A 16,319-nucleotide genomic window follows, 5' to 3' on the forward strand; every position below is an offset into this window, starting at 1 on the left:
AACCTTATGCTTCTTTTTTAATTTTTAAAACTCCAATAAATGCTTCTTGTGGGATTTCCACTTTTCCAAATTGTTTAGATCGGGCTTTACCTTTTTTTTGTTTTTCTAAAAGTTTTCTTTTTCTATCTGTTGCACCTCCACCGTGAATTTTTGTTAAAACATCTTTTTTAAATCCCTTGATCGTTTCTCTTGCTATAATTTTTCCACCTATTGCGGCTTGAACTGGTATCATAAAATTGTGTCTTGGAATTAAATCTTTTAATTTTTCACAAACTTCTCTACCAGTTCTTTGTGCAAAATCTTTATGGATCATCATTGCCAATGCATCAACAGGTTCTCCATTAACCAAAATACCTAGTTTAACTAAATCGCCTTCTCTATAATCCGCAATTTCATAATCAAAACTTGCATATCCACTAGTCATTGATTTTATTTTATCATTAAAATCAAAAACAATTTCATTTAGGGGCAATTCATAACTCAGAACAGCTCTATTCCCTGAATAAGTTAAGTTAGTTTGGATGCCTCTTTTATCCTGACAAAGTTTGATTATTGATCCTAAATATTGATCTGGTGTTATAATCGTTGCTTTAATCCAAGGCTCCTCAATAGTTTTTATCAATGTTGAGTCTGGTAAACTTGAAGGATTTTGTAAATTTATTGTTTTACCGCTATTTAGGTTTACTTTATAAACAACCCCTGGTGTTGTAGTTAATAAATTAACATCAAATTCTCTTTCGAGTCTTTCAGTTATAATTTCAAGGTGCAGTAATCCTAGAAACCCACATCTAAATCCAAGACCTAAAGCTGATGATGACTCTGCCTCAAAAGAAAAGCTTGCATCATTTAACTTTAATTTAGCTAAGCCATCTTTTAATTTTTGATACTCAGAGCTATCTACTGGAAATAGTCCACAAAATACAACTGGTTTACTTGGTTTAAAACCTGGTAAAGCCTGAACTTTAGGTTTAGTTGCATCACAAATTGTGTCACCAACTTTTGTTTCTGACAAAATTTTAATCCCAGTGGTTATAAAACCAATTTCACCTGAATTTAATTCATCCATATCTTTAGGTTTGGGGGTAAAAACTCCTACTTTTTCAACAATATAATCTTGGTTTGTTGAGAGCATTTTTATTTTCATATTCTTAGTTAATTTTCCATTTATAACTCTTACTAAAATTACAACTCCAAGATAAGTGTCATACCAGCTATCAACTAACAAACATTTTAGATCATCTGAAATATTTCCTTTGGGGGCTGGTAATAAAGAAATAATTTTTTCTAATATATCATCAATTCCTTCACCTGTTTTTCCTGAACAAGGAACTGCATTTTCGGTTTCAATTCCAATTACATCTTCAATTTGTTTTTTTGTTCGGTCTATGTCTGAAGCTGGTAAATCAGTTTTATTTAAAACTGGTATAATTTCATGATTAATATCTAAAGCTTGATAAACATTAGCCAATGTTTGAGCTTCGACACCTTGAGTGCTATCTACAATTAAAATAGATCCTTCACATGCATATAAAGATCGAGACACTTCATAACTAAAATCAACATGACCAGGCGTATCAATTATATTTAAAATATAATTTTTACCGTCTTTTGATTTGTAATTTAACTTTACAGTTTGTGCCTTAATCGTAATACCACGCTCACGCTCAATATCCATTGAGTCTAAAACTTGAGCTTTCATTTCTCTTTCTGTCAATCCGCCACATTTATGTATTATTCGATCTGCTATAGTTGATTTTCCGTGATCAATATGAGCAATGATTGCAAAATTTCTAATATGATCAATTGTGCCCATTGTTCTATGATCTAATTTTAGCACCAGTTTTTTTTTCTACTACTTCAATTAAGGTCTTATTTAATATGTCTAAATCTTGCTCTTTAAGCGTCTTTTCATTTGATTGAATTGTAACATTTAAAGCAATGGATTTTTTATCAGCAGGTACATTTTCTCCTTGATAAACATCAAAAATCTTAACATCTTTAATTAAATTTTTATCTACATTATAGATCACATCAAATAAGTCTTGAGAGATAAAATTTTTATCAACTATAAATGCAAAATCTCTCTCAGATTTTTGATAATCTGACACTTCAAATTTAGATTTTTGATCTTTTAAACTTTTTTTAGTAATTTTTAAATTATCCATAAAAATTTCAAAACCAATCAAAGCTTCAGTTTTGATATCTAATTTTTTCAAAATACTTGGGTGCAACTCACCAAAATAAGCTACCAGATCTTCTTTACCTTTGTTCAAAAAAACTCTTCCTGATTTTCCAGGATGAAAATAATTCGGTGTGATGTTATCAATAAAAAGCTTATTTGGATTAAAACCAGTTTCTTCCAAAGTTTGAATCACTACTTGTTTTGCATCAAAAACATCAACATTTCTTTCATCTTGAAGCCAAGATAATCTTGATTTTTTACCTGAGTTTAAGCCTCCAATTACTGTTTCTTGTTGACCTGGCTCAGATCCAAAAAAAACAGGACCTATTTCAAATAAAGAAATATCTTTAAAGCCACGATCAAGATTTTTTCTTAAGTAAAAAATTAAATTTGAAAAAATTGAGTTTCTTAAAACATTTAAATCTGAACTTATTGGGTTAACAATTTTTATTGATTTTTTTTGTTCTTTAAACAAATCGTTAATTTTAGAGTCAGTAAAAGACCAAGTAATAGCTTCTGAATATCCTTTTGATGCAAGAGATCTTTGTAAAAAATGAAACTGTCTCTGAGTTTTTGTTAATGTAGGCTTGGTTCTTGTTTTTTCTGGATTTATAATTTTTATTTTTTCATATCCATTTATTCTTACTAATTCTTCCACAATATCGATTGGCTGAGTAATATCTGGCCTCCATGAAGGAACTTGGAGCTTTAAATTATTCTTTCCAGATTTTATTTCAAAACCTAAGTTTTTTAATATCTGCATCATTATTTTAGTAGATATTTTAAATCCAGAAATTTTTTCAAATAAATCTATATCAAATTCTATTTTCGTTTTTTCAAATTTTTCAATTTTTTGAATATCAATTTTACTTACTTCTCCACCACAAATTTCTTTGATCAATTCTGCAGCTCTATTAATTCCTTGTTCAATCGATAAAGGATCAATCCCTCTTTCAAATCTAAATTTAGCATCTGTATCAATATTTAATAATTTTGAAGTTTTTCTAATTGATCTTGGATTAAAATATGCTGATTCAATTAATACATTTTTTGTACCTATTTCAGTTCCAGATCTTGTGCCCCCAATAATTCCTCCTAAACCCAGAACACCTGTGTTATCTGAAATTACACACATATTTTCTTCAAGTGTGTAATCTTTGTTGTCTAAGGCTGTAAATTTTTCACCTTTCTGTGAATTTCTTACAATAATACCTTTGTCGATTTTGTCTGCATCATATGCATGAAGTGGTCTATTCAAATCTAGCATCACATAATTTGTTATGTCTACTACTGCTGATATTGGCTTTTGACCAATAGAAATTAATTTGTCTTTTAACCATTTAGGACTTTCACAATTTTTTATGTTTGTTATTAGACAACTTCCAAATGAAGTGCAGCCCTGGTTTTTTTCTTTATTGATCTTAACTTTAATTTTTTGATTTAATTTAGACTTTATTTTATTTTCTTTTCTTTCAACAAACTTTCCAAAGCCAGTTGATGCAAGATCTCGTGCTATTCCCTTAACACCTAGGCAATCTGGTCTATTTGGGGTAATTGATAAATCAATTAAATTTGATTGATTTTTAGAAAAGTATTTTTTTCCAATTTTCTTATTATATTTAGATTGATCTAATTCTATTATTCCATCACTTTCCTCAGATAGATTTAGTTCTGATTCTGAACAAAGCATTCCATAAGAAGTTACACCTCTTATTTTACTTATGGATAACTTCATTTTATTTTTTGGTATGATAGCTCCTGGTGGTGCATAAATAGTAAATAATCCTTCTCTTGCATTCGGAGCACCGCAAACAACTTTTAGTAAATCTTTTTCTCCAACATCAACATCACAAACTTTTAGTCTGTCTGCATCTGGATGCTTTGCTGTTTTAATTATCTTAGCTATTTTAAAAAAATCTAAATCTGAGGATGGTGTCTCTACACTCTCTACTTCCAGTCCTATATCCGTCAATTTTTCAATTAATTGAGCTTCAGTAGATTTAGTTTTAAGGTGATCTTTTAACCAATCATAAGTAATTTTCATCTACTTAGGCCTCTATAGTTACTGGGAACATCTAATGGATCAAAACCAAAATGATTAAGCCATCTATAATCACATTCAAAAAATGCTCTTAAATCATTAATTCCGTATTTAAGCATTGCAAGTCTATCAATACCTATGCCAAATGCATAACCTTGATAAACCTTACTATCTACATTTACATTATTTAAAACATTAGGGTGCACCATTCCACAGCCTAATATTTCTAACCACTTATCACCCTCACCGATTATTATTTTTCCATCTTTTATTTCATATCCAATATCAACTTCTGCAGAAGGTTCAGTAAATGGGAAATGACTTGGTCTAAATCTCATCTTTATTTTATCAACTTCAAAAAACTCTTTTATAAAATAATTTAGACATCCTTTTAAATGTCCCATGTTTATATTTTTATCAATATGCAATCCTTCAACTTGATGAAACATAGGGGCGTGTGTTTGATCACTATCAGACCTGTAAGTTCTTCCTGGTGCAATAATCTTAAAAGGAGGTTTGTCTTTTAACATTGTTCTAATTTGAACTGGTGAAGTGTGAGTTCTTAAAAGTTTTTGCTTATTGTCATCAAGATAAAAAGTGTCATGCATATCTCTTGCTGGGTGATTATCTGGTGTATTTAATGCAGTAAAATTGTTATATTCATTTTCTACATCAGGTCCTTCTTCAACACTAAAACCAATTTCTGAAAAAATAGATGATATTTCATCTATAGTTTGTGATACCGGATGAATTTTTCCTTTTAAATATGGTCTTGAAGGAAGTGTTACATCTACTTTTTCTTTATTAAGCTTTTCATTTATCTCAAGCTCTTCAATTTTATTAATCTTAAAATCAATTTGATTCTGTAAAATATTTTTTATCTCATTTAAATCAGATGCAAATTTTTTTCTTTCACTCTCTTGTATCTGGCCAATTTTTTTAAACTCGAGTGAAATAATCCCATTTTTACCAAACAAATCTGATTTAATTTGATTAACTTCAGATAAACTTAAATCATCCTGCAATTTATTAAGAAATTCTTCTTTAATTTTTTTAATATCAGACATGAATACAGATTATTTCTTAAAGAAATAAAAACAATAGGGATTAATTTAAAGCAGATTGAGCTTTTTGAACAATTGTTTTAAATGCCTCTGGACTATCGTAAGCAATTTCTGCAAGAATTTTTCTATCAATAGTAATTCCACACTTAGTTAATCCATTAATAAATTTAGAGTATGTTAAACCTTCAGCTCTAACACCGGCATTAATTCTTTGTATCCATAGGGACTTAAAATCTCTCTTTTTATTTCTTCTATCTCGGTATGCATATTGCATAGCTTTCTCCATAGCCTGCTTTGCAACTCTAATAGTATTTTTTCTTCTGCCCCATTGACCTTTAACAGCTTTTAAAACTTTTTTATGTTTAGCTCGGCTGGTTACACCTCTTTTAACTCTTGCCATTTTATCCTCTTAAACTGTAAGGCATGTACGATTTTACAATTTTTCCATCTTGTTTTGACATCGCAGTTGTGCCTCTTAATTTTCTAATTTGTGAATTTGTTCTTTTAATCATACCATGTCTTTTACCAGCTTGAGCGGTCATTACTTTACCCTTTGCAGATATTTTAAATCTTTTTTTTGCTGAGCTTTTTGTTTTAAGTTTTGGCATAATTCTGCGAGGTTATACAAAGAATGATTTAAATTTACAACCTAAATTAAGGCTTATAAAGGCTGAATTACCATAATCATTTGCTTGCCATCAAATTTTGGATGCAATTCGACTTTTCCGACTTCCTTCATATCTTCTTTGATCTTAGTCATCAATTCATTTCCAAGGTGTGAGTGCTGTAATTCTCTTCCTTTAAATCTGATTGTAAATTTTACTTTATCACCTTTTGATATAAATTTTTTTGCGTTCTTTACTTTAAATTCATAATCATGAGTTTCAGTAACTGGACGCATTTTTATTTCCTTGAGTAAAACTATTTTTTGTTTCTTCTTTGCAAGGTTAGCTTTTTTTTGTGCATCGTATTTAAATTTACCCATGTCCATAATTTTACAGACTGGTGGGTTAGCATTAGGTGCAATTTCAATTAAATCTAATCCCTGATTTTTTGCCATTGATATAGCTTCATTGGTGCTTATAACCCCTAAGTTTTCTCCATCGCTTGCTATAACTTGAACCTCAGGTGATGAAATTCTATTATTAGATCTTGGACCACGATCTTTAGTTCTTCGCTGAAAATAGTTTTGTTTAAAATCTGCCACTTAGTTTGAAGATGCTTTGTTTAAAGCAGAGAATGTTTTTAAGAATAAGTCTAAATCCATATTTTCTTGTTTATTAGAGTTTAATCTTCTAATCGTTACTGAGTTACTGTCAACTTCTTTTTTACCACAAATTAATAATAAAGGTATTTTTGCAAGTGAGTGATCTCTAATTTTATAATTTAGATTATGTTTTTTTAAATCAACATAAGAACTCATACCAGCTTGTTTAATCTTTTTTGAAACCTGAATAGCATAATCATCAAACTCTTCTGTAATTGGAATTACAACAGTTTGAAGCGGAGAAATCCAAAAAGGAAATTTGCCTGCATAGTGTTCAATTAAAATTCCTATAAACCTTTCAAGAGATCCAAATAAAGCTCTATGTAACATCACTGGAACTTTTTTTGTTCCATCTTTATCTACATATGAAGCATCAAGTCTTCCTGGTAAATTTAAATCCACTTGCAGCGTTCCACATTGCCAATCCCTACCAATTGCATCTCTTAAAACAAATTCTATCTTTGGGCCATAGAAAGCACCTTCACCTTTATTAATACTATATTCCAGTTTTGAAGCTTTTACTGCTTCAAGTAGAGATGCTTCTGCTTTATCCCAAACTTCATCATCTCCAACTCTAACTTCTGGCCTATCTGCATATTTTAAAATTACGTTTTCAAAACCCAGATCTTTATAAATGTCTAGAATTAGATTGGTTACATTTAAACACTCACTTGTTATTTGATCCTCTGAACAAAATATGTGTGCATCATCTTGAGTAAATGCTCTAACTCTTAACAAGCCATGCAAAGCCCCAGAAGGCTCATATCGATGGACTTTACCAAACTCAGTTATTCTTAAAGGAAGATCTCTATAACTTTTTAAACCTTGGTTAAAAACTTGAATATGACCAGGACAATTCATCGGTTTGATTGCAAAAACTTTTTCATCAGGCGTTTCAGAGGTATACATATTTTCTCCATATTTTTCCCAATGACCTGACTTTTCCCACAACAAACGATCTAAAACTTCTGGTGTATTTACTTCCTTGTAACCTGCAGCATCTTGACGAGCTCTCATATAATTAATTAACTTTTGAAATAGAGCCCATCCCTTTTCATGCCAAAATACAGATCCTGGGCTTTCTTCTCTAAAATGAAATAAATCCATTTCTCTGCCTAGTTTCCTATGGTCTCTTTTTTCAGCTTCCTCAAGTCTTTTTAAATATGCATCTAGATCTTTTTGAGAGGCCCAACTTGTTCCATAAATTCTTTGAAGCATCTCGTTATTTGAGTCACCTCTCCAATAAGCGCCTGAAACTTTCATTAATTTAAAATATTTTCCAATTTTACCAGTAGAAGATAAATGCGGTCCTCGACATAGATCGTGCCAATCTCCATGAAAATATATTGAAACTTCCTCTCCTTGAGGAATGCTCTCAATTAATTCAGCTTTGTAGATTTCACCTTTTTTTTTAAAATGCTCGATTGCCTTTTCTCTTGACCAAACCTCTCTTTTTGTAACAACATCTCTATCAACAATCTCTTTCATTTTTTCTTCAATTTTTTTTAGATCATCTTCGGTAAAGGGTTCTTTTCTTGCAAAATCATAATAAAAACCATTTTCAATTACTGGCCCTATTGTAACTTGTGTGCCAGGAAATAATTCTTGTACAGCCATTGCTAATATATGAGCAGTGTCATGTCTTATAGTCTCTAAACCTTCTTCATTTTTTGAAGTAAATATTTTTACAGAACAATCTTTATCAATTATAAAATCTAAATCTTTCAACTGTCCATCGACAGCCACAATCATCGCTTGCTTGGCTAATGACTTGCTAATTTTTTCAGCAACTTCTAATCCTGTTATCTTATTTGGAAACTCTAAATTGTTCCCGTCTGGTAATGTTATAGTAGGCATTTAATTTATTAGTTTTTTGTATTCTGAATAAGTAGAAAAGCACATTTTTTCAACATTAAATTTGCTTACAATATTTTTTCTTCCTTCAATACCAATTGTATTTATCGTTGTTTCATCTAAATTTAACACTTTTAGAATTTTATCAGATAATGATTTTGCATTTCCAGATTCAAATAGATAACCAGTTTTTTCATTAATTACCGTTTCATTAGAACCACCAATATCACTTGCAATTATTACTTTTTGCATAGATTGAGCCTCAACCGCTACTCTTCCAAAAGCCTCTGGTTCAATCGATGATGAAACAACAATATCAGAAACTTTGTAAGCTAGTGCCATATCTTTACAGTGATCTATAAACTTTACCTGTTTGGTCATTCTGTATTGTTCGCTCAGTCTAATAAGTTTTTTTTTATATAAGTCACGGCCTTGTTCACTTCCAAGAATAACTGCATAAAAAGCCTCATAACCAAGTTGAATATTCACCATATTTATAGCTTCTAAAAATAACTCTTGGCCCTTCCATGAGGTTAATCGGCCTGGCAATAAAATTATTTTTTTATTTTCTTCAATCCCCCAATTTTTTAATAGTTTTTTTTCTTCTAATTCTGTTTTTGTTGTGTGATCAAAATAATCTACGTTAATACCTCTAAAAATCACTAGCAGTTTATTTTTAATATCTAAATAATCTGAATAATTATTTTTGATGTGTGAGAAAATAAAATTTGATCCAGCAATGATTAAGTTAGATTTTACCATAACTGAATTATAAAATCTTTTTAATTTACTATTAAAGTTATATGTTCCGTGAAATGTTGTTACAAACTTTCTTCTAGTAATTTTGGTTGCAAATAAGCAGGACCATGCTGGTGCTCTACTTCTTGCATGTACAATAGTGATATTATTAAAAATGATAATAAATATGAGAGCTAGTGTATTTAATAAAATTAATAATGGATTTTTACTGTGTACTGGTAATTTAATTAGCTTAACCTTTTCTTTGTTTATAAATTTTGTTAAGTCACCCCCACTTGTGACTATAAAAGATTTGCAACCATTCTCTGGCAAATAATGTGCGATATCATAACAGCCTGTTTCTGCGCCTCCGTATCCTAATTTTGGAATAACTTGCAAAACTTTTAAATTAGATGTCATTTGATATGATTATATATTAATAGAATTAACTATGAAACTTTAATGATAAAATACAGATATCATAACTTATCAAAATCGAAAAAAATTCGCTATTTAAAACATGATAAAAAAAATAGACCTTATATTGTATTCTTGCATGGTTTTATGTCAGATCTTGAAGGAAAAAAACCTAAGCATTTTTTAAAATTTGCGATTAAAAAAAATTATGGATTTTTAGCTTTAGAATATTCAGGTCATGGAAAATCTTCAGGAAAATTTACAAGTGGAAATATAAGTAAATGGACTAATGAAACCTCTTTACTCATAAAAAAAATCATAAAGAAAAATAATTTTATATTGATTGGATCAAGTATGGGAGCCTGGATTTCTCTCAATCAGTTCAAAATTTTTAAAAATCAAATTAGAGGTTTTCTTGGAATAGGATCAGCTCCTGAATTTTTAGAAAATTTAATGTGGAAAAAATTTACTAAAAATATGAAAAAAGAAATTACTAGAAAAGGAATAATAAATTTAAAACATGGAAAATATGAATATCCGATCACATTACAATTAATAAAAGACGGTCGAAAAAATAAAATTTTAAAAAAAATTATTAATCAAAAGTTAAATGTTACTATGGTTCATGGTGAAAAAGATGAGTCGGTGCCAGTCACATACTCAAGAAAAGTTTTAAAACTATTTAAAAAAGCTGAAAAAAAATTAGTTATCGTTAAAAATGGAGATCACAGTTTATCTTCAAAGAAATGGTTAAAGATATTAACTAATGAATTAAATTTAATTCTCTAACTTACTTCTTTAATAGTTTTTTTAAAAGTAATAGGATTACTTAGTTTATCCAGCATTTCTTTAGGGCATACTTGAATAAAGTTTTCAATTTCATTTTCAAAATTACTAATTATTTTTTTTGATAACTCAGAATTAGTCTCTGATGCATGTTCAGATACGAGTTTTTTTAAACGGTTTGACCAAAATTCTGTTTCTATTTTTTGCCATACAACAGAATCTGGATTAACTTTTTTTTCAAAATCGTTTGAAATGTCATATACAAATGCCATTCCCCCTGTCATTCCTGCTGCAAAATTATCTCCAACATTTCCTAATATTACTACTGTACCTCCTGTCATATACTCACAACCATTTGAATCGCATCCTTCGATAACTGTTGTTGCTCCTGAATTTCTTACTGCAAATCTCTCTCCTGCCTGACCTGCTGCAAACAATCTTCCTGAAGTTGCTCCATATAAAACTGTATTCCCAATTATTGTATTTTCATTTGAAATTAAATTGCTCTCTTCTGAAAGTTTAATGGAAATAATCCCGCCTGAAAGTCCTTTTCCAACATAATCATTGGCATCTCCTTCCAAAATTAACTTCAAACCTTTTACAGCAAATGCTCCAAATGATTGACCAGCTGAACCTTTAAAGTTTAGTAGTAAAAAACCATCCTCTAATTTCTCATAACCAAATTTTCTATACAAATGATGACTTATTCTAGTTCCAACAGCTCTATTTGTGTTTTTTATAATATATTTTTTATCAATTGTTTTTGACTGGTCTAATGCATTTTCAATCTCTGGCCATATCTCTTGATCAAGAGTATCTGGTACAGAGTTTATCTCAGAGTTTTCACAATATCTTTTATTATCTCCTGCATCCGCTTGAACGAATAAAGGGTTTAAATCTAAATCATCTAGGTTTGCTGATGCTTTGCTAACCTGCATTAATAAATCTGTTCGTCCAATGATTTCATTTAAAGATTTAAATCCAAGTTTAGCTAAAATCTCTCTTACTTCTGAAGCTATGAAAGTGAATAAATTTACAACTTTATCAGGTGTACCAGTAAATTTTTCTCTTAATTTTTCATCTTGGGTACACACTCCTACCGGACAAGTATTTGAGTGACATTGTCTAACCATAATACATCCCATGGCAACTAAAGCTGTTGTTGCAACACCATATTCTTCTGCTCCCATCATTGCAGCAATTACAACATCTCTTCCAGTTTTAATTCCACCATCAGTTCTTAAGGTAACTTTATGTCTTAAATTATTTAACGTCAGAACTTGATTAGCTTCTGTTAGTCCCATCTCCCATGGGATACCAACATATTTTACACTTGTTTGTGGTGTGGCTCCTGTGCCTCCATTATGTCCTGAAATTAAAATTATATCAGCTTTTGCTTTAGCTACACCGGCTGCAATTGTGCCTACTCCAGATGATGCAACTAATTTTACACCAATTCTTGCTTTAGGATTAATTTGTTTTAGATCATAAATTAATTGGGCCAAATCTTCGATTGAATAAATATCGTGATGAGGTGGAGGTGAAATCAAAGTAACCCCAGGTGTAGAGTGTCTTAACCTTGCAATTTCTTCTGTAACTTTAAATCCTGGTAACTGACCACCTTCTCCAGGTTTCGCACCTTGAGCAATTTTTATTTCTATCTCATTACAATTATTTAAATAATTTATTGTCACCCCAAATCTTGCTGAAGCAATTTGCTTTACTCTTGAATTTGCACTATCGCCACTTTCTAAAACTTTAAATCTCTTTTCATCTTCACCACCTTCACCACTACATGATGCACCTTTAATTCTATTCATCCCCATCGCTAAAGTCTCGTGTGCTTCTTTTGATAAAGCTCCATGAGACATACTTCCACTACCAAATCTTTTTAAAATATTCTCAATTGGTTCAACTTCAGAAATATCAATTGAGGGTCCTAATTTTCTTTTTCTAAAATCAATTAAATCTCTTAGATTAATTGGCGGTAAGTTATAAATTCCCTTAGCATATTTTTTATATGCATCATATGAATTAGATCCTACTGCACTTTGTAAGAGGTGTATCAATTTTCCTTGATATTGGTGTGTTTCACCATTTTTTCTGTAACGGTAAATTCCGCCTATAGGTAAAACTGTGTCTGAACTTTCATAGGCCTCTTTATGAATGGCTCTTATTTTTTTTTCAATCCCAAGTAAACCTATTCCAGAAATTTTTGAAACTACGCCTGGAAAATAATCAGCAACAATTGTTCTACTTAAGCCTACTGTCTCAAAATTGCATCCACCTCTATATGAACTTAAAACAGAAATCCCCATCTTGGACATAATTTTCAAAAGACCAGCGTTAACAGATTTAATATATCTCTCAACACACTCATCAAAACTAAATTGACCAAATAATTTTTTTTCAAATCTCTGGTACAAACTATCAAAGGCTAAATAAGGATTTACCGTTGTTGCACCAACCCCTATTAAAGTTGCAAATGAATGGGTGTCTAATGCTTCTCCAGATTGAACATTTATTGATACATATCCTCTTAATTTTTTCTGAATTAAAAATGAATTTATTGCCCCAACACATAACAACATTGGCATCGGCAGATTGTTAGATGATAAATTTTTATCACTTAAAATTATTTGAGTAACTCCTTGTCTTACTGAAATTTCAGCTTCTTTTTGAATTCTATCAATGGCGGATGATAAAGTTTCCTCACTTAAGAAAGTACAATCGATGACTGCAGAATTTTTTCCAAAGAAATTTATAAATTTATCAAATTGTGAATTAGACAAGATTGGGCTGTTAAGCACATAAATATTTTCTTTAGTTAAAGTATCAAAATCTAAAATATTTCCTAAATTTCCAAATCTAGTCTTTAAACTCATGACTTTATTTTCTCTCAACGAGTCAATTGGTGGGTTTGTAACTTGACTAAAATTTTGCCTGAAAAAATGATATAAAGGTCTATATTTATCAGATAAAACAGCTAGGGGAGTATCGTCTCCCATTGAACCGGTCGCTTCTTTTGCATCTTCAGCCATTGGATGCAATATAAGTTCTAAGTCTTCTAAACTTATTCCAAAAGTATGCTGTTTTCTTCTTAGCTCTTCTCCAGAAAATGTATTTTTTTCATTCGAGATTACTAACTTGTCGTCTAAGTCTATAATTTGAGAATTAAAATGTTTGTATTCTTTTGCCAAAAAATCCTTAATTTTTTCATTTGTAAATACTTTTCCTTTTTCTATTCTTACCCCAATTATCTCTCCAGGCCCCAATCTTCCCTTAGACAGAATCTTTTTCTCATTTAACTCAATCATACCTGTCTCAGAACCTGCAAATAAGAGTTTGTCTTTAGTGATTGCATATCTAAGAGGTCTCAAACCATTTCTATCATTAGCAGCTATAACCCATTCATTGTCTGTTGCTGCTATTGCTGCTGGACCATCCCATGGCTCCATTGTGCTGTTTAAAAAGTTAAATAATTGTTGATGATCTTTAGGTAAGGTTTTACTTTTTTTTGACCAAGCATCTGGCACCAACATTAATTTTGCAAGTGGAGCAGGTTGGCCAGAGATATTTAATAATTCAAAAACATTATCTAAAGCAGCAGAGTCAGATGCCCCCTTTTGAATTACTGGTTTCAAGTTATTTACATCGTCAAAAAGAGGACTATTCATTTCCTCTTCATGTACTCTCATCCAGTTTTTATTGCCCCTATATGTATTAATTTCTCCATTATGAGCTATTGCTCTAAAAGGTTGAGCTAAATTCCAGCTTGGTGCAGTGTTAGTTGAAAATCGTTGATGAAATATTGCATATCTTGAAATAAATCTTTCATCTTTTAAATCCAAATAAAAATCAGAAATTCCCTCAGCTAGGAACATTCCTTTATAAATTATTGACTTCGAACTCATTGAGCAAATATAAAAATTATTCAAGGATGAGCTAAAAGCACTATTTTCAATTTTTCTTCTCGTCTCGTAAATTTTTCTCTCTAAATTTTTATTTGATAAATCTTTGTCATTTGATTTAAATAAAACTTGAATAATTTCTGGCATTGTTTGAAATGCTTTTTCCCCAAGAACTTTTGGATTTACTGGCACTTGTCTCCAACCATAAATATTAAAATTATTTTTGGTTAATTCACTTTCTACGATCGTTTTACAATTTTCTTGAGAAGCATAATCATTTCTTGGTAGAAAAATCATTCCTACACAAATTTCTGCGTTATCATACTTGTGCCCGGTAACTTCAATCTTTTCTATGAAAAAATCTTTGGGTATTTCCAAGTGAATACCTGCTCCATCGCCAGTTTTTCCATCTGCATCAACAGCTCCTCTATGCCAAACCGCTTTTAATGCCTCAATGCCATATTCAACAATTTGACGTGATTTTTTTCCCTCTGTTGAAGCAATCAAACCAACACCACAAGCGTCGTGTTCCATTTCCTGCGAATAAACGTGATTTCTTTTTAATAATTCAACGTTTTTTTTATAATTGTTCATTACGCGACTTTGGATTGTTTGATTTCTTTGTTTTCTAAATATTTCTTTATTGAAGTTGCAGCATCTCTACCATCTTTAATTGCCCAAACCACTAATGAAGCTCCTCTAACAATATCTCCTGCTGCAAAAACACCTTTTAAGTTTGTTTCCATGGTATCAAAATCAGTTTTAATAGTTCCCCATTTTGAAACTGAAAGTTCTGGTGCATCAAATAATGTTGGTAAATTTTCTGGATCAAAACCTAATGCTTTTATTACCATATCTGCCTTGATCTCAAATTCAGATCCAATTTTAATTTCAGGTCTTCTTCTTCCTGAATCATCAGGCTCTCCTAATTGAATTTGATCAACTATAACTTTTTCAATTTTACTCAAACCTTTAAATTCTTTAGGGCTTGATAACCAAACAAATTCCACACCTTCTTCTTCAGCATTAGCTACTTCTCTTGCTGAACCTGGCATATTTTGTTTATCTCTTCTATATAAACATTTAACTGATTTTGCATTTTGTCTAATTGATGTCCTTACACAGTCCATTGCAGTATCACCACCTCCTATGACTACAACATCTTTGCCTTCAGCATTTAAAACTCCCTTATCAAATAAATCTACCTTATCACCTAAACCCTTTCTATTTGATGCAGTTAAAAATTCCATTGCAGGAAAAATATTATTTAAATCGTTTCCTGGTAAATCTATCTCTCTTGCTTTGTAAACGCCTGTTGCAATAAGCAACGCATCATGTTTCTTTCTTAACTGGTCTAATGTTGAATCTTTCCCAACTTCAAAGTTCTGAACAAATTTAATTCCACTCTCTTTCAGTAAATTAGTTCTTCTCTCAACAACAAATTTTTCTAATTTAAAATTAGGGATTCCATAAATCAATAGTCCGCCAGGTCGATCATATCTATCGTATACAGTGATTTTATATCCTTGTTTTCTTAATTGTTCGGCAGCTGCAAGTCCTGCTGGACCTGCTCCAATTATTCCAATGCTTTGATTTTTTTCACTTTGGATTTTAATAGGTTTTACCCAGCCTTGTTCCCACGCTGTATCTGTAATATATTTTTCCATAGAGCCAATTGTTACAGTTCCATGACCTGATTGTTCTATGACACAATTACCTTCACATAATCTATCTTGAGGACAAATACGTCCACATACCTCCGGCATATTATTAGTACTTTGTGATAACTCATATGCTTCTTTAACTCTTCCTTCTGCGGTCAATTTTAGCCAGTCTGGAATATTATTACTAAGAGGGCAGTGTACTTGACAAAACGGAACTCCACATTGTGAACATCTGCTTGCTTGCTCCTTTGCTTTTTCGGTTATAAATTCATCATAAATCTCATTAAAGTCAGACTTTCTTTTTTCCACCTCTCTTTTAGGTGGGTTTTGTTGACCTATTTCAGTGAATTTTAGCATTTTATCAGTCATAAAATTTTTTGATTTTCAGCAAATTA

Annotated in this window: 11 protein-coding genes; 1 reads left to right on the plus strand and 10 read right to left on the minus strand. The window is 30.9% G+C overall.

Annotated features, from left to right (window positions below; all coding sequences use genetic code 11):
- Positions 1–4: 4 nt before the first annotated feature.
- From lepA to ACTTAU_RS00710, 8 genes are read right to left on the minus strand one after another with little or no spacing between them, the layout of a single operon-like run.
- On the minus strand, positions 5–1,813 hold the full coding sequence (gene lepA / locus ACTTAU_RS00675; protein WP_438306238.1) for a translation elongation factor 4: 1,809 nt from the start codon (positions 1,811–1,813) through the stop codon (positions 5–7).
- Between the two features lie 4 nt (positions 1,814–1,817).
- Entirely contained in the window at positions 1,818–4,226 is a 2,409-nt protein-coding gene (pheT, locus tag ACTTAU_RS00680) for a phenylalanine--tRNA ligase subunit beta (RefSeq protein ID WP_438304597.1), read from the minus strand.
- The gene (pheS, locus tag ACTTAU_RS00685; protein ID WP_438304598.1) at positions 4,223–5,290 is read right to left on the minus strand and encodes a phenylalanine--tRNA ligase subunit alpha; all 1,068 of its coding nucleotides are present in this window, start codon (positions 5,288–5,290) and stop codon (positions 4,223–4,225) included. The genes pheT and pheS overlap by 4 nt, the downstream gene beginning before the upstream one ends.
- Before the next feature lie 40 nt (positions 5,291–5,330).
- Positions 5,331–5,687 carry a 50S ribosomal protein L20 gene (gene rplT, locus ACTTAU_RS00690; RefSeq protein ID WP_085114831.1) on the minus strand — a complete coding sequence of 119 codons (357 nt, stop codon included), beginning with the start codon at positions 5,685–5,687 and terminating at the stop codon, positions 5,331–5,333.
- Between the two features lies 1 nt (position 5,688).
- Complete coding sequence (gene rpmI, locus ACTTAU_RS00695; protein ID WP_438304599.1) at positions 5,689–5,895, minus strand: 50S ribosomal protein L35; 207 nt, start codon at positions 5,893–5,895, stop codon at positions 5,689–5,691.
- 53 nt (positions 5,896–5,948) lie between these two features.
- The gene (gene infC / locus ACTTAU_RS00700; protein WP_157101749.1) at positions 5,949–6,494 is read right to left on the minus strand and encodes a translation initiation factor IF-3; all 546 of its coding nucleotides are present in this window, start codon (positions 6,492–6,494) and stop codon (positions 5,949–5,951) included.
- On the minus strand, positions 6,495–8,411 hold the full coding sequence (gene thrS / locus ACTTAU_RS00705) for a threonine--tRNA ligase (RefSeq protein ID WP_438304602.1): 1,917 nt from the start codon (positions 8,409–8,411) through the stop codon (positions 6,495–6,497).
- On the minus strand, positions 8,412–9,566 hold the full coding sequence (locus ACTTAU_RS00710; protein WP_438304605.1) for a glycosyltransferase family 4 protein: 1,155 nt from the start codon (positions 9,564–9,566) through the stop codon (positions 8,412–8,414).
- 42 nt (positions 9,567–9,608) lie between these two features.
- On the opposite strand from ACTTAU_RS00710, the gene ACTTAU_RS00715 reads away from it, so the two are divergent.
- Positions 9,609–10,352: an alpha/beta hydrolase gene (locus tag ACTTAU_RS00715; protein WP_438304606.1), complete on the plus strand. Its 744-nt coding sequence runs from the start codon at positions 9,609–9,611 to the stop codon at positions 10,350–10,352.
- On the opposite strand, the gene gltB is transcribed toward ACTTAU_RS00715, so the two are convergent.
- The gene (gene gltB / locus ACTTAU_RS00720) at positions 10,349–14,854 is read right to left on the minus strand and encodes a glutamate synthase large subunit (RefSeq protein ID WP_438304607.1); all 4,506 of its coding nucleotides are present in this window, start codon (positions 14,852–14,854) and stop codon (positions 10,349–10,351) included. The two genes, ACTTAU_RS00715 and gltB, sit on opposite strands and share 4 nt — an antisense overlap.
- Positions 14,854–16,293 (minus strand): NAD(P)-dependent oxidoreductase, encoded by a 1,440-nt coding sequence (locus tag ACTTAU_RS00725; protein ID WP_438304609.1) that lies wholly within the window; start codon positions 16,291–16,293, stop codon positions 14,854–14,856. Before ACTTAU_RS00725 ends, gltB begins: the two co-directional genes overlap by 1 nt.
- Positions 16,294–16,319 lie beyond the last annotated feature (26 nt).

The sequence above is a fragment of the Candidatus Pelagibacter sp. HIMB1505 genome (assembly GCF_052047915.1).
GTDB classification, from domain to species: Bacteria; Pseudomonadota; Alphaproteobacteria; order Pelagibacterales; family Pelagibacteraceae; genus Pelagibacter; species Pelagibacter communis_A.

Excerpts from the sequence above, each read along its gene's own strand:
- lepA (WP_438306238.1), bottom strand. The coding sequence starts at position 1,813 with ATGGGCACAATTGATCATATTAGAAATTTTGCAATCATTGCTCATATT.
- ACTTAU_RS00710 (WP_438304605.1), bottom strand. The coding sequence starts at position 9,566 with ATGACATCTAATTTAAAAGTTTTGCAAGTTATTCCAAAATTAGGATAC.
- ACTTAU_RS00715 (WP_438304606.1), top strand. The coding sequence starts at position 9,609 with ATGATAAAATACAGATATCATAACTTATCAAAATCGAAAAAAATTCGC.
- rpmI (WP_438304599.1), bottom strand. The coding sequence starts at position 5,895 with ATGCCAAAACTTAAAACAAAAAGCTCAGCAAAAAAAAGATTTAAAATA.
- thrS (WP_438304602.1), bottom strand. The coding sequence starts at position 8,411 with ATGCCTACTATAACATTACCAGACGGGAACAATTTAGAGTTTCCAAAT.
- rplT (WP_085114831.1), bottom strand. The coding sequence starts at position 5,687 with ATGGCAAGAGTTAAAAGAGGTGTAACCAGCCGAGCTAAACATAAAAAA.
- ACTTAU_RS00725 (WP_438304609.1), bottom strand. The coding sequence starts at position 16,293 with ATGACTGATAAAATGCTAAAATTCACTGAAATAGGTCAACAAAACCCA.
- pheS (WP_438304598.1), bottom strand. The coding sequence starts at position 5,290 with ATGTCTGATATTAAAAAAATTAAAGAAGAATTTCTTAATAAATTGCAG.
- gltB (WP_438304607.1), bottom strand. The coding sequence starts at position 14,854 with ATGAACAATTATAAAAAAAACGTTGAATTATTAAAAAGAAATCACGTT.
- pheT (WP_438304597.1), bottom strand. The coding sequence starts at position 4,226 with ATGAAAATTACTTATGATTGGTTAAAAGATCACCTTAAAACTAAATCT.